The sequence below is a fragment of the Mesorhizobium sp. LEGMi-168a genome (genome assembly GCF_058312955.1).
In genome coordinates, this window is the sequence record NZ_JBZEGV010000022.1 from 1 (window position 1) to 13,520 (window position 13,520).

At 65.5% G+C, this 13,520-nt stretch carries 15 protein-coding genes and 1 pseudogene; 4 read left to right on the forward strand and 12 right to left on the reverse strand.

Annotated features, from left to right (window positions below; all coding sequences use genetic code 11):
• Window positions 1–132: pseudogene (locus tag AC4FWB_RS24260) on the forward strand (IS481 family transposase); the annotation flags it as partial.
• An 87-nt stretch (window positions 133–219) separates the two neighbouring features.
• Here AC4FWB_RS24260 and AC4FWB_RS24265 read toward each other — a convergent pair.
• The 3 genes from AC4FWB_RS24265 to AC4FWB_RS24275 form a co-directional block, all read right to left on the reverse strand.
• Window positions 220–834, reverse strand: a complete 615-nt coding sequence (locus AC4FWB_RS24265) for a TetR/AcrR family transcriptional regulator (RefSeq protein ID WP_491028765.1) — start codon at window positions 832–834, stop codon at window positions 220–222.
• Window positions 835–837: 3 nt separating this feature from the next.
• Window positions 838–1,257: an ester cyclase gene (locus AC4FWB_RS24270; protein WP_491028766.1), complete on the reverse strand. Its 420-nt coding sequence runs from the start codon at window positions 1,255–1,257 to the stop codon at window positions 838–840.
• Window positions 1,258–1,335: 78 nt separating this feature from the next.
• Window positions 1,336–1,746, reverse strand: a complete 411-nt coding sequence (locus AC4FWB_RS24275; RefSeq protein ID WP_491028767.1) for a hypothetical protein — start codon at window positions 1,744–1,746, stop codon at window positions 1,336–1,338.
• Window positions 1,747–1,855: 109 nt separating this feature from the next.
• On the opposite strand from AC4FWB_RS24275, the gene AC4FWB_RS24280 reads away from it, so the two are divergent.
• On the forward strand, window positions 1,856–1,987 hold the full coding sequence (locus tag AC4FWB_RS24280; RefSeq protein ID WP_491028768.1) for a hypothetical protein: 132 nt from the start codon (window positions 1,856–1,858) through the stop codon (window positions 1,985–1,987).
• A 155-nt stretch (window positions 1,988–2,142) separates the two neighbouring features.
• Entirely contained in the window at window positions 2,143–3,672 is a 1,530-nt protein-coding gene (locus AC4FWB_RS24285; RefSeq protein WP_491028769.1) for a YifB family Mg chelatase-like AAA ATPase, read from the forward strand.
• 70 nt (window positions 3,673–3,742) lie between these two features.
• Here AC4FWB_RS24285 and AC4FWB_RS24290 read toward each other — a convergent pair whose 3' ends face one another.
• Complete coding sequence (locus tag AC4FWB_RS24290; protein WP_491028770.1) at window positions 3,743–4,330, reverse strand: TetR/AcrR family transcriptional regulator; 588 nt, start codon at window positions 4,328–4,330, stop codon at window positions 3,743–3,745.
• A 32-nt stretch (window positions 4,331–4,362) separates the two neighbouring features.
• Window positions 4,363–4,941 (reverse strand): DUF308 domain-containing protein, encoded by a 579-nt coding sequence (locus tag AC4FWB_RS24295; protein WP_491028870.1) that lies wholly within the window; start codon window positions 4,939–4,941, stop codon window positions 4,363–4,365.
• Window positions 4,942–5,141: 200 nt separating this feature from the next.
• On the opposite strand from AC4FWB_RS24295, the gene AC4FWB_RS24300 reads away from it, so the two are divergent.
• A complete protein-coding gene (locus AC4FWB_RS24300; RefSeq protein ID WP_491028771.1) occupies window positions 5,142–5,657 on the forward strand; it encodes a GNAT family N-acetyltransferase in 516 nt (171 codons plus the stop codon).
• Window positions 5,658–5,736: 79 nt separating this feature from the next.
• On the opposite strand, the gene AC4FWB_RS24305 is transcribed toward AC4FWB_RS24300, so the two are convergent.
• From AC4FWB_RS24305 to AC4FWB_RS24335, 7 genes are all read right to left on the reverse strand, one after another.
• Complete coding sequence (locus AC4FWB_RS24305) at window positions 5,737–7,902, reverse strand: malate synthase G (protein ID WP_491028772.1); 2,166 nt, start codon at window positions 7,900–7,902, stop codon at window positions 5,737–5,739.
• Window positions 7,903–8,157: 255 nt separating this feature from the next.
• Window positions 8,158–10,194 (reverse strand): hydantoinase/oxoprolinase N-terminal domain-containing protein, encoded by a 2,037-nt coding sequence (locus tag AC4FWB_RS24310; RefSeq protein ID WP_491028773.1) that lies wholly within the window; start codon window positions 10,192–10,194, stop codon window positions 8,158–8,160.
• A gap of 402 nt (window positions 10,195–10,596) precedes the next feature.
• A complete protein-coding gene (locus AC4FWB_RS24315) occupies window positions 10,597–11,223 on the reverse strand; it encodes a CDGSH iron-sulfur domain-containing protein (protein ID WP_491028774.1) in 627 nt (208 codons plus the stop codon).
• A gap of 162 nt (window positions 11,224–11,385) precedes the next feature.
• Window positions 11,386–11,757 carry an endonuclease domain-containing protein gene (locus AC4FWB_RS24320; RefSeq protein ID WP_491028775.1) on the reverse strand — a complete coding sequence of 124 codons (372 nt, stop codon included), beginning with the start codon at window positions 11,755–11,757 and terminating at the stop codon, window positions 11,386–11,388.
• 129 nt (window positions 11,758–11,886) lie between these two features.
• On the reverse strand, window positions 11,887–12,258 hold the full coding sequence (locus AC4FWB_RS24325) for a hypothetical protein (protein ID WP_491028776.1): 372 nt from the start codon (window positions 12,256–12,258) through the stop codon (window positions 11,887–11,889).
• Between the two features lie 157 nt (window positions 12,259–12,415).
• Window positions 12,416–12,763 carry a hypothetical protein gene (locus AC4FWB_RS24330; RefSeq protein ID WP_491028777.1) on the reverse strand — a complete coding sequence of 116 codons (348 nt, stop codon included), beginning with the start codon at window positions 12,761–12,763 and terminating at the stop codon, window positions 12,416–12,418.
• 248 nt (window positions 12,764–13,011) lie between these two features.
• On the reverse strand, window positions 13,012–13,518 hold the full coding sequence (locus AC4FWB_RS24335; protein ID WP_491028778.1) for a hypothetical protein: 507 nt from the start codon (window positions 13,516–13,518) through the stop codon (window positions 13,012–13,014).
• Window positions 13,519–13,520 lie beyond the last annotated feature (2 nt).

A 13,520-nucleotide genomic window follows, 5' to 3' on the forward strand; every position in this document is an offset into this window, starting at 1 on the left:
CACCGAGCTGCCGAGTTGCCCGTTTGGATGCATCGCTACAATTGGCATCGCCCGCATGGCGGCCTAAAATCCAAAACACCCATCAGTCGCCTCGCATTGTCCGAGGACAACCTGTTGAGGCTCCACATCTAGGTGTGCAGTCCTGGACTGTAATGGTGTATCAACTCGGCCCCAAGATCGTCGCCAGGCGGCGCCCCTGTGTTCCCGCAATGCAGCCGGTCAGTCATGTTGTTTCCGCGCTGCCGTGACCAGCGTCCTGATGGCCCAGCGTTTTACTTCACGAGCTTCGGCATCATCGAGCTGCAAAACATCCTTGCACACCACCATGGCCTCGGGCCCCAGGATGAGGGCAAGCGCCTTCGCGAGCCTGTCAAGGTCTTCCGGATCGTACCAATCACGTGCCGGCTCGAGCGCCGCTTCGATCAGCGGTGAGCGTCGGTTCTGGCGTGCCGGGAGATCACTATCCTCGACAGCTCTGGCCCGCCGCTCGATTGACTGCGCCAGCATTGCGCGGAGCGGGGCCTCATTTGCGAGGATCATGTCATGCAGCGCCCGGTCGGCGCGCTCAACGCGCGCCACCGGGTCGGTCGAGGATTCATTCTCGAACAGTTCTTCCGGCCCGGGCACGGCAATGTCGATGGAGGCCTCCAGGAGCAGCGCATCGATGCTCGGGAAATAGCGGTAGGCGGTGGCCCGTGAGACCAGCGCTTCTGCCGCGACATCTTCCAGCACCGGCTGGCGGCCCTGTTTCATCAGCCGCGTCGCGGCCTCAAGCAGGTCCTTGCGGGTCCGCCGTCGCTGGTTCGGCCGTCCAGCCTTACCCACTTCGCTCATTGGTCAGTCCTGTGGCAGTTGCCGGATGATTGCTGCAAGGTCGAGCCAGACGTTTTCTCGCTTGATGTTGCCCTGGTCACTGAACTCGATGACATGAAGCAGTCGGAACTCCAAAGGGCGATCGCGGCCCTCAAGGCCAAACGGCCGGCCTGGCGCGCGGCCCCGCCACAACGACTCATCCACGAGGAAATTATCGCCGTAAAGCCTCCGGACGCATTTGACCGAGCTGTCCGCGAGATCAGAGAACGTCGCCTCGTAGAAGTCGCGGGCCGCGTCGCGCCCGTGGGAGGGCCCGAAAGGCCAGCCGACGACGTCATGCTCGACGTCATCCGTCAGCGTTTGCAGCACGCCTTCGATATTGTCGCTGGCCTCAAAGCCGAAATGCTCGTCAATCTTCCGATCCATGTCCTTAGGGGTAAGCATCTTTCTGATAACCATTATTTGAGTTGAGAATGATGAGGGATGCCCGCGGCTTGGCGCCGCGGCGGCGGAAATGCGGCCTCACTTCATGGCGAGCTTGTCGGCCGCCTGACGGGCTTCCGGCGACAGGAAGTACATGTGAATGTCATAGTGCGGAATTTCATAGCCATGATGGCCGTTGGGTTCGAACCCGATGTCGATGTGATCGACGGCAGGCTGCCGCTTGCCGTCAAACCAGGGCACCAGCTTGTTGTGCGAGACGCCTTCGGCGAAGTCCTTCTGCGAGATCATGTATTCCATGCAGGTGATGTGGCCGTCGACCACACAGTAGATGGGTCCGAAGGGCAGATTGGCTGGGTTGGCCCAATGTTCGCCCATGCCGGGCACATATGGCGAAACCTGCACCACGCCGGCCGGCAAGGCCTCGGTTCTCGGTAGTCGGCCAAGCTCGGCCTTCAAAGATCCGGCGGACGCGGCGTTCGCGATGCCCACGGCAAGCCCAAGCGGCAGCGCAGCGGCAAGGATTTTCCGAGCGACCCGCGGTGAGCGTGTCCGGCGATGACGCTCAGGGCCAAGGGATTGGGAGAAACGGGAAGGGAACATGGTGTGGTCCTTTGAAACGGTTGAACGCGTTCTTCATAATGAGACAAAAATCTCACTACAAGAAAAATCTTATAAAGAGAGTTCTTTTTTAGCATTGGGCTTTAATCCAGCATTGGCCGCAGCGGCTTGACAGCGATCCGCCGCCAAGGCCTCGCAGACTCGTTCCCTTATCGATGTTCTCGTAATGTTCTTGCCCAAAGCGAAAATCTGTGGTTGTCTAGCCTGACCTCGCTCGCGGCCTGATCGCAAAGCCGCGCGCGAGCCGATATCCGGGGGCTTGAGACAATGGTGGCGCGGGTTCGCACGGTGGCTTTCCAGGGCATCGAGGCCGTGCCGGTCGATGTCCAGGTGATGATCGCGCCGGGGAAAGTGGGCATGCAGATCGTCGGCCTGCCGGACAAGGCGGTGGCCGAAAGCCGCGAACGCGTGCAGGCCGCGCTCCATGCGTCCGGCCTGTCGATGCCGTCGAAGAAAGTCACGGTCAATCTTGCGCCGGCGGATCTGCCCAAGGAAGGCAGCCACTACGACCTGCCGATCGCGCTTGGGCTGATGGCGGCGCTTGGCGCCATTCCGGGCGACATGCTGGCCGGCTATGTCGTGCTCGGCGAGTTGTCGCTCGACGGCACCATAGCGGCGGTGGCCGGCGCGCTGCCGGCCGCGATCGGCGCCAATGCCGAGGGCAAGGGCCTGATCTGCCCCTTCGCCTGCGGGCCGGAGGCGGCCTGGGCCGGCAAGGATTTCGACATATTGGCGCCGCGCAGCCTGATCGCGGTCGCCAACCATTTTCGCGGCACGCAGGTGCTGTCGCGGCCGGAGGCCGGCATCCAGCTTGCGGCGCGCGACCTGCCGGACCTCGCCGACATCAAGGGCCAGGAAAGCGCCAAGCGGGCGCTGGAGGTGGCGGCGGCCGGCGGCCACAACCTGCTGATGGTCGGGCCGCCTGGCTCCGGCAAGTCGATGCTGGCGCAGCGGCTGCCCTCGGTCCTGCCGCCGCTGGCGCCAAAGGAGCTTCTGGAAGTCTCGATGATCGCTTCCGTGGCCGGCGAACTCGGCGAAGGCAAGCTCACCGACCGGCGGCCGTTCCGCGCCCCGCACCATTCGGCCTCGATGGCGGCGATGGTGGGCGGCGGCTTGCGCGTGCGGCCGGGCGAAGTGTCGCTCGCCCATCACGGCGTGCTCTTCCTCGACGAGTTGCCGGAATTCACGCCGCAGACGCTCGATGCGCTGCGCCAGCCGCTGGAGACCGGCGACTGCGTGATCGCGCGCGCCAACCACCGCGTCACCTATCCGGCGCGCATCCAGCTGGTGGCGGCGATGAATCCGTGCCGGTGCGGCATGTCGGGCGAGCCCGGCTATCGCTGCCTGCGCGGCGAGCGCTGCCGCACCGAATACCAGGCCCGCATTTCCGGCCCGCTGCTCGACCGCATCGACCTCAGGATCGAAGTGCCGGCGGTCTCGGCCGCCGACCTGATCCGGCCGGACCGCGCCGAGAAGAGCGCGGCCGTAGCGCAGCGCGTGGCCCGCGCCCGCGCCATCCAGCGCGAACGGCTGGAGAAGCTGGGCGCCTCCGCCACAACCAACGCGCATTGCCCACCGGCGATCATCGAGGAGATCGCGAAGCCCGACGCCGCCGGGCTGACGCTGCTCAAGGACGCCAGCGAGAAGCTCGCCTTTTCGGCGCGGGCCTATCACCGCGTGCTGAAGGTCGCGCGCACGCTGGCCGATCTCGACGCCAGCGAAACGGTCGGCCGCATCCATCTCGCCGAAGCGATTTCGTATCGGATGAGCGCCGAGCGGATGGCGCAGGCAGCGTAATCATAAGGGGGATTTGCAAGAACGCGGCGCCCGTTTCCCCAAACAACTCCTGGCCGGCCCTTCTCCGACGTCAATCGGCCGCGGGGATCAACTTCTGCAACGTCGGCGCCAGGATCACGGCGAAGGTCGAAGCATCACCGTAGGCTCGCGCAGAAAGCATTGCCCCGTGCACGGTCGCCATGAAGGCTTCCGCCTCGACACGCGGCGCGGCCGATATTGTCAGCGTCCCTTGCCCGGCGCCCCGCTCAATGACACCGGTCAGCCAACTTGAGAGAAATTGAAAATACGCCCGGACCTCCACGACCACCTCGGGCGGAAGGGCCGGAAGCTCGCTGGCGAGCAAGGCGCAGACGCAGAACGGCCTGCTCGCATCCTCAATGCAGCGAGCCCAGAAGCCGGCGTAGGTTCGAAGCAACTCGGGCGGCTCGGGGACATTGCGCTCAAGTTCCGCCATGCCTGTCACAGCGTTCTCGAGGTAACGCCTGACCAGGGTTTGCACCAGGTCGACCTTGCTGCGGAAATGGTGGTGGATGCTGGCTTTACGGATACCGATCACCTCGGCGATATCCGCGTAGCTGAACCCGTTGTAACCGCCAGCCACGATGAAGGTTCGCGCGGCAGCCAGGATATCATCGGCAGTGTTCGAAGGCTTGTCCATAACATGCTTCCACCAAGGAACCGGCAGGCATCTTAATTTGCGGCCTGCGGCGATTTCCGAAGGACATCGCCGACCGAAAGCCACACGGCAGACACGAGGAAGTAAAAGGCGCCGAAAGCGGCATAAGGCGCAACGTTGACGATGCCAATAGCCTCCGTGCCACCCGCCGTCTTTACGAAGAAGAGGCCGGCCAGAGCCGACTGGGCGCCGCTCAGGATCATCGCCCACTGGGCGCCGTTGGTTTTCCAGCGACGCAGCGCTGTCAGAAGCTGAAACACGCCGGAGACGGCGGCCCAGACGCCATAGACCGCGAGCACCGTGTTCATGCTGCGGCCAAGCGCGATGGCGACAGCAATCGTGGCAATGATGCTGACGGCGAAATTGAGCAGCTGCGACTTGTTGCGACTGAGCCCACCTGTGCGCTGCGCGTCGACATAGTTCGCGACCGCGTCCCAGGCCGGGTAGGCGATCAGCATAACGGCGGCGAGCGGTGGAATGTTTCTCGCGACGGCGACGGCCACCGCGACCCAGGCAGCCGATACGGCAAACCGCAGATAATAATAGTTTTTGAGCCAGCTATTGGGAGACTGAGCACGGTTTTGACCATTCATTTTTGCAGACATGACAACGATCTCTCTGTGGGCCTTTATTTGCGAAATTCGCCTACCTACTAGAAGGTAGATTGCGGCTCGTCAAGCCATTTATGCGGGACCTCATAAGATGTCCGCTCCTGCAAATGCTCTCGACGATGCACCTTCGCGCCCACGGATCGCGCGTGGTATGGTGACGCGGATCCGCGCGGGGGCGAGGGATGATTTCAGTTTTGCCGACGCGCAGCGCCGAGGACTTCGAGACCCTGGCAGGGCTCTGCCGCAAGCTCGCGCAATGGGATGTCGACGCGTCCGCGCCGCATGGCGTCTCGGCGGAGGATGTGAGGGCGCTCTTCCATCCGGAAACAAGCGGCCATCTGCTGGCGACGCAGTTCGGCGCGCCGGATGCAGTGGCCTTCATTGCGCGATCTGAGGGCCTGCCGGCGGGCTGCCTCGCTTTCGATCCATTCGGCGACGGCGCGATGGAACTTCACAGGTTCTTCGTCGACGCAGCCTTCCGTGGACAAGGCATAGGCCGGGCGCTGATGAGCGCCACACTGGCGGAGATCGAGAAGGGTCCGGCCCGCACGGTGCTGATCCATACGACCTTCTACATGGAAAATGCTATTGCCGTGTACGAGGCATTCGGCTTCAAGCCTTGCGCGCCTTTCCGCGAAACCCCGCCGCATGTCAGGCACACGGACGTCTTCCTGTCGCGCACGATGCGAAGCGTGTGAGGCCGCCGTAACCGGCGACCGCAGCGAATCCAGGTGCGGAGCGACCTAGGAACCAGCCGTCGCCGCGGGGCAACCTGCTTCAACCCCTCGCCTTCAGCTCCAACCTTCGCGCATGCAGCACCGGTTCGGTGTAGCCGTTGGGCTGAACCGTGCCCTTGAACACCAGGTCGCAGGCGGCCTGGAAGGCGATTGAAGCGGCGAAGTCCGGCGCCATCGGCCGGTAGAGCGGGTCGCCGACATTCTGGCGGTCGACGATCGCCGCCATGCGCTGCAGCGAATCCCTGACCTGGATTTCCGAGCAGACCTTGTGGCGCAGCCAGTTGGCGATGTGCTGCGAGGAGATGCGCAGCGTTGCGCGGTCCTCCATCAGGCCGACATCGGTGATGTCGGGCACTTTCGAGCAGCCGACGCCCTGGTCGATCCAGCGCACCACGTAACCCAGGATGCCTTGCGCGTTGTTGTCGAGCTCGCGCTGGATCTCGTCCGGCGTCCAGTTCGGCCGCACTGCGACCGGCACGGACAGGATGTCGTCGAGCCTGGCCTTCGGCCGGCTCTTCAGCGCCGCCTGCACGGCGTGCACATCGACCTTGTGATAATGCGTGGCGTGCAGCGTCGCCGCCGTCGGCGACGGCACCCAGGCAGTGTTGGCGCCGGCCTTGGGATGCGCGATCTTTTGTTCGAGCATCGCCGCCATCAGGTCCGGCATCGCCCACATGCCCTTGCCGATCTGGGCATGACCGGCGAGCCCGCATTCGAGCCCCGTGTCGACGTTCCACGCCTCATAGGCGGAAATCCAGGCGGCCTGCTTCATGTCGCCTTTGCGGATCATCGGGCCGGCTTCCATCGAGGTGTGGATCTCGTCGCCGGTGCGATCGAGGAAGCCGGTGTTGATGAACACCACGCGTTCCTTGGCGGCGCGGATCGCTTCCTTGAGGTTGACGGTGGTGCGCCGCTCCTCGTCCATGATGCCCATCTTGATAGTGTTTTTGGCCATGCCGAGCAGGGCCTCGACGCGGCCAAAAATCTCGACGGCGAAGGCGACCTCCTCAGGCCCGTGCATCTTGGGTTTTACGACGTACATCGAGCCCGCGCGGGAGTTCGCACGCCGCCCGTTGGCGCCGACATCGTGCAGCGCGATCAGCGCGGTCAGCGCGGCATCCATGATGCCTTCCGGCACCTCATGGCCGTCGCGGTCGATAATCGCCGGATTGGTCATCAGGTGGCCGACGTTGCGCACCAGCATCAGCGAGCGGCCGGGCAAGAGCAACTGGCCGCCATTCGGCGCGGTGTAGCGGCGGTCCGGGTTGAGCTTGCGGACAAAACTCTTGCCGCCCTTGGTGATCTCCTCCGCCAGGTCGCCCTTCATCAGGCCGAGCCAGTTGCGGTAGACGACGACCTTGTCCTCGGCATCCACGGCGGCAACCGAATCCTCGCAGTCCTGGATGGTGGTCAGAGCGGCCTCAAGCATGACGTCGGCGATGCCGGCCGGATCGGTCTTGCCGATCCCGCTGGCGCGATCGATTACGATCTCGATATGCAGACCGTTCCTGACCAGCAGCACGGCTTCCGGCGTGGCGGCATCGCCGCGATAGCCGGCGAACTGTTTTGGATCGGCAAGCGTGGTGGCGCCGGCGCCCTCGCCGACCTTCAGCGCGCCGTTCGCCACCGAGAGCCCGTTGATGCCGGCCCATTTGCCGGTGGTCAGCGGCACGGACTGGTCGAGGAAATCCCTGGCCCAGGCGATCACCTTGGCGCCGCGCGTGGGATTGAAACCCTTGCCCTTCTCGGCGCCGCCCGCCTCGGGAATGGCGTCGGTGCCGTAGAGCGCGTCATAGAGCGAGCCCCAGCGCGCATTGGCGGCGTTCAGCGCATAGCGCGCATTCATCACCGGCACGACGAGCTGCGGCCCGGCGACGACGGCGATCTCGGGGTCGACATTTTCGGTGCCGACGCTGAAGGTCGGACCTTCCGGCACGAGATAGCCGATTTCCTTCAGGAAGGTTTTGTAACCCTCCATGTCGACCGGCGCGCCGTTCTGGCGATACCAGTCGTCGAGCTTTTCCTGCATGGCATCGCGTTTGGCGAGCAGGGCGCGGTTCTTCGGCGCGAGATCATGGACGATCGCCGAGAAGCCCTCCCAGAATTTTTCCGGTTCGATGCCGGTGCCGACTGCTGCCTCCTCGGCCACGAAGTCATGGAGCTCCCGGGCAATCCGCAACCCGGCGATCTCGATGCGGTCGATCATCAGCACGTCTCCAGATGGGTGGCTTTGCCGGGCCTTTGGCATGTTTGGGGGATATGGGTCAATTCGGCTTAGGGTTAAGGGGCGGCGGCGCGGCCTTTCCTTCTCCCCTTGTGGGAGAAGGTGGATCGGCGCGCAAGCGCCGAGACGGATGAGGGGTGTTCCAGCGGAGTGAGGCGCTGGCGTTCCCTGGAGCACCCCTCATCCGTCGCCTTCGGCGACACCTTCTCCCACAAGGGGAGAAGGGGAGGCTCTCCTTCACACCGCAATCCGCGGCCTTCCCGAGGCCACCGCCACGACATGCGCTTCGATGAACATGCGCTGTCCCTCGATGGTCGAGACCTTGAACTCGGTGGAAACGTCGATCTCGGCGCTGTCGGTGCCGGCATTCTTCGCGCGCTCGGCGGCGATCGCGCGCACATCGGCTTCGGCCGCGGCGATCGCCTTCGCCTCGTCGGTGAAGTCGCGCACCGTCTGGCCCGACGCGAGCCGGAAGAGACCTTCCTTAGGCTGGCTGACGCGGGCTTCTGCCGCAACGCGCACCTGGCCGACCACGGCGCCCAGCGCGTTGGCGACGTCGGTGTCCTCCGGCACGATGCAGCCATTGCCGACCAGCGGAGGCAGGCCGGCATAATGCAGCGGCGCCGAGGCGCCGAGGCCGATCACCGGGCGGTCGAGCGCGACGCTGAAGCGGGCGATGCCGGGATGCGCGTCGACCGCGCGCTGCACCAGCGCATGCGCGACGGTTGCAGCGCCGTCCAGTCCGTCCTCGGCGAAGGCGGTTTCGAGGATATATTCGGCCGACCAGCGTGTCAGCGTGACGAGCACGCGCTCGGCGAGCGCTTCCGGCGTCGCCGCGATCGTCTGGCCGCGGCCGTCGCGGCGGCGGGAGAAGAGCTCGGCGCCGAGGCGCGCGGCGGCGGGATCCCAATTGGCCTGCTTGCCCAGCACATGGGCGGCGTCGGAGGGCGTGAAGCCGCAAATGTGCACGAGCCCCCGCGCGACCAGCCGGTTGAGCGTGGCATTCTGGGCGTTGGAGGTGAGCAGCCTGTCGAGCGCCAGCGGCACAGCGCCGATCGCCTCGTAGAGTTTTGCCTCCGGCGCGGTGAGGCCGGCGGCAAGGCGATCCGGCACGCCGGTGCGCACGGCGAAGCGCCCGTCCATGCGGCCGGGATTCGGCGCGCGCAGCTGCCGTTCCAGCTCGGCGGTGACCGCTTCGCCATGCGCCATGCCTGCCAGCGCCAGCGGCACCAGGCGTCGTGGCCCCAGCAGGATTTTCGGGGTCAGCGCGCCGTCTTCCAGCGCGACTTCGGAGTCGCCGCCGAGGCCGAAGGTGCGCATGGCGACCGCTTCCACCATGGTGCGGAAGCCGCCGACGGTGGCGCCTTCCGGATCGAGCCGCGGCCGGCCTTGATCGAGCACGGCGACATCCGTCGTGGTGCCGCCGATGTCCGACACCATGGCGTCGTCGAGGCCGGTCATGTGGCGCGCGCCGACCAGGCTGGCGGCCGGACCGGACAAAATGGTCTCGATCGGCCGCTGGCGGGCGAAAGCCGCCGACACCAGCGCGCCGTCGCCGCGCACCACCATCAGCGGGGCCGCGATGCCGCGCCTGGCCAGAAAACCTTCGGTCGCCGCGACCAGCCGGTCGATCATCGAGATCAGCCGGGCGTTGAGCAGCGTGGTAAGCGCGCGGCGCGGGCCGCCGAGCTTGGCCGAGAGTTCATGGCTGGCGGTGACGGGAAGGCCGGTCCTCTCGCGGATCAGGTCGCGAGCGGCGAGCTCATGCGCCGGGTTGCGGGTGGCGAAATAGGCGCAGACGGCAAAGCCCGACACCGAGCCGCCAAGTTCGGGGAGCGCCGCCTCGAGACCGGAAAGGTCGAGTTTTGCGGCGTTGCCATGCACGTCATGGCCGCCCGGGCAGAACACCACCGGATCGGTGCCCAGCGCCGTCTTCAGCCCGTCGCGGGCAAGGTCGGCCTCGGAAAAGCCGATCATGACCAGCGCCACGCGGCCTCCCTGGCCCTCGACCAGCGCGTTGGTGGCAAGGGTGGTCGACATCGACACCAGCTTGATCGCGGCCGGATTGGTGCCGGATTTCTCCAGCACCGCGTCGACCGCGCCGGAAATGCCGACGGCGAGATCGTGGCGCGTGGTGAGCGCCTTGGCCTTGGCCAGCACCTTGCCTTTGTTTGGCTGATCCAGGGGGCCGCCGTCCTCCGACCACAGCACGGCATCGGTGTAGGTGCCGCCGGTGTCGATGCCGAGGAAGAGAGGGTGAGGTTTGGCGATCATTTTGGGCTGGCAAGTCCGGGGAAACGGGTTTGGTGCCTGCCCATAGCCGATACGGGCGAATGGATAAAGGCAAGAGAGGTGGGCCAGCGGAGGTTAGCCAATCTCCCCCCTCGTGGGGGAGATGTCGCCGAAGGCGACAGAGGGGGTCGCTGCGCGTCGAGCGCGACGTCATTTGAGCCAACTGCCTTTGGATTGAAAGAGGCGTCGGCGCCCCACGCGAGACGACCCCCTCTGCCCTGCCGGCCATCTCCCCCTCAAGGGGGGAGATCAGATGTTCCCGCCGGCTTTCGCTAATTTTCAGGAGGAGAAATCGCGATCGGCCGAGCTGCCAATCTCCCCCCTTGAGGGGGAGATGCCCGGCAGGGCAGAGGGGGGGTGCCTCGCGCCAGCCTCCGCGATTGGCTACCCCACAAACCCCACCCTCTTATGGCTCCCATCGCAAAACGGCTTGTTCGCCGAGTGTCCGCAGCGGCACAGGAAGACCTTTGTGGTGCGGGCGATGGTGTGGCCGGTGCCGGTGACGATCTCGGCATTGCCTTCGAGCTTCAGCGGGCCGTTGACGGTGGGCGTGACGTTGAGCGGCCCGTCCCGCGCTTCCAGCACCTGCGCCTCCTTCAGCGGCGGCTCGCCGGTGGCGGAAAAGCCCGCCTTGATATGGCTGTTGTCGCAGAACGGCTTGTTCTGCGACAGGCCGCAGCGGCAGAGCGTGGCGCGATAGAAGGTCTCGTCGCCCAGCGCAATCTCGGCGCTGACCGCCAGCGGGCCGTTCTCGCGCACGCGCACCGTGTTGACCACCGGCGGCTTTTCTTGCGGCCCGCCGTCCTTGCGGGCATAGGTGATCGCGCCCGACGGGCAGTTCTCCGCCAGCGCCACCACCTTCTCGACGCTTGCGGCGTCCGGGTGGATCCACTCGCCCGGCGCGTTGGGCACGAAGACATGCGGGTTGCCGAGCACGCAATTGCGCGAATGGATGCAGCGCTTGCCGCTGAAGGAAACGTCGATCTTCTCGCCTTCGACCGTGCCTGCCATGGGTGGGGTCTCCTGTTGGGGGATGGAGACGAGGCTAGGGCGCCGGGGCGAAGGGCGTCAAGCACAAGCTCCCCCTTCTCCCCTTGTGGGAGAAGGTGGATCGGCGCGCAGCGCCGAGACGGATGAGGGGTGTTCCAGCTTGGCAAAGACGCCCGATCAGGCTCACCGCCAAGGCTGCAAACTCTCATCGCGCACATAAGCGATGATGGTGTCGCAGACCGAATTCATGTCCCTCAGGACATCATCATTCCAGAACCGGAGCACGCGAAAGCCTCTGGCCTTCAATTCAGCGTCGCGCCCCTGGTCGTGGCGGGACTCCGCGTGCTGGCTGCCGTCGATTTCGACGATGAGCCGCGCTTCGGCGCAGACGAAATCGGCTACGAACCTGCCAACCGGCACCTGCCGCCGAAACTTGATGTTGTCGAGGCGGCGGCCGCGCAGTTCCCGCCAAAGCCGGACTTCCGCCTCTGTTGGCTCACGGCGCATCGACCTAGCGAAATTTCGTTTAGCCGAGGTTACGGGTTGATGCGGCATGGCGGGAGACTAGCCAATGTTGGTGACGGCTCAATGTCCAGCGTCGCACTCCGTCGCGCACCCCTCATCCGTCTCGGCGCTGCGCGCCGAGCCACCTTCTCCCACAAGGGGAGAAGGGGAAAGCTGACGTTACTCCGCCAGCTCGATCTCCTCGGTCTGGCCGCCGCTGCAGGTGTAGCAGCAGTCCTCGCAGGTTTCCTTGTTGTTGGGGCCGACGCCCCAATAAGTTTCCTCGTCGCCGTCGACCCAGGCGCCGTAGCAGATCTTTTCGCCCTCCTCGCAGGAGATCGGCAGCTCCTTGGTCTCGCCGTCGTCGAGATAGAAATCCTTGCCATTGCCCGGCCAGACATAGTCGCGGTCCTGGCTGTAGAGCTCGAGCCGCATGGCGTTGGGATGGCTGTTCTTGATCTGGAAGGTGACGTCGCCGGCATGGGCGGCCGACGAGAACAGAACGGCAAGCGAGAACGCGGCGGCGGCGCGGCGCGCGACGGTGAAAGACATGAAAACCCCCGAGATAGAATCGGCCCCCACGGCCGATGGCGGATGATGGCATGGTGCGGGCCAATGCCAAGGGGATGATGACGATATTTCTGACTGAATTTGGGGCGATTGGGGCGCTCCTTCCCTTCTCCCCTTTTGGGAGAAGGGGGAGGCGCCCTCACTCCGCCAGATCCACCGTCTCGGTCGAATGCTCCACGCAGATGAAGCAGCAGGTGTCGCAGGGGCGGTCGTTGTCGGGGCCGACGCCGGCGGTGACGGAATCGTTGCCGTTCACCCAGGCGCCCCAGCAGATATGCTCGCCGGGCTCGCAGGAGATTGGCACGGACTTCCGTGCCCCCGGCCGGATGAGAAAGACCTTGTCGCCGCCCGGCCAGACTTTTTCGCTGTCGCGGCTGAACAGCTCCAGCGCCACGCCGTCCGGCCGCTGGTTGCGCACGAAGACGGACATGTCGCCGGCGACGGCCGGGGTGGTGAGGAGGAGGAAGGCGAGCGAAGCGCGAATCATGGTGAGGGTTCCCGGGTCGGGAGAGTAGAGCACGGGCGAGGGAGCGGCGCGACCTCCCCTTCTCCCCTTGTGGGAGAAGGTGGATCGGCGCGCAGCGCCGAGACGGATGAGGGGTGTTCCAGCTTGGCGGCGGCGCTCGTCGCCAAGTGCGCAACGTTCCAAATCGCCAGCGCCTCGTTTCTTCCAACACCCCTCATCCGTCGCCTTCGGCGACACCTTCTCCCACAGGGGGAGAAGGGGAGGTCGCCCTACTTTCTCACCTCCACATGCGGCGCGAATTTCTTCACCGCATCCACCATCTCCTCGCCGCTGACGTCGAGCGAGGACACCTCCATGTGCACGGTGGTCTTGCCGAAGGACAGCAGGCCGAAGGCGTTGGCGGCGGCGTATCTGATCTCGTCGGGCGGCACCTCGGTGAGCTCGAAATTGAGCATCGCCGCGCCCCTGCCGGAGGCAAGCCACACGCTCCTCACCTTCTGCCACGGCACCAGCACGTCGCCGGCGCGAGCATCGCGGAAGCCGCGCTGATCAAGGGTGACCTGCACCCGCGTGTCGAAGGCGCCGCGCGCGATGTAGGCGCCGAGCCCGGCAAAGCCGAGCGCCAGCAGCGCCACCATGAACACGCCGCCGCCCGGCGCGCCCATCGACAGCCCCTTGAGCATGTAGAAGCCGAAGATCGCCGCCATCAGGAACGACCCGAGCGCCGGAAGGATCTTTCCCGAAGCGCTGTTGCGGATCTCGAGCGGCGCGGCCATCG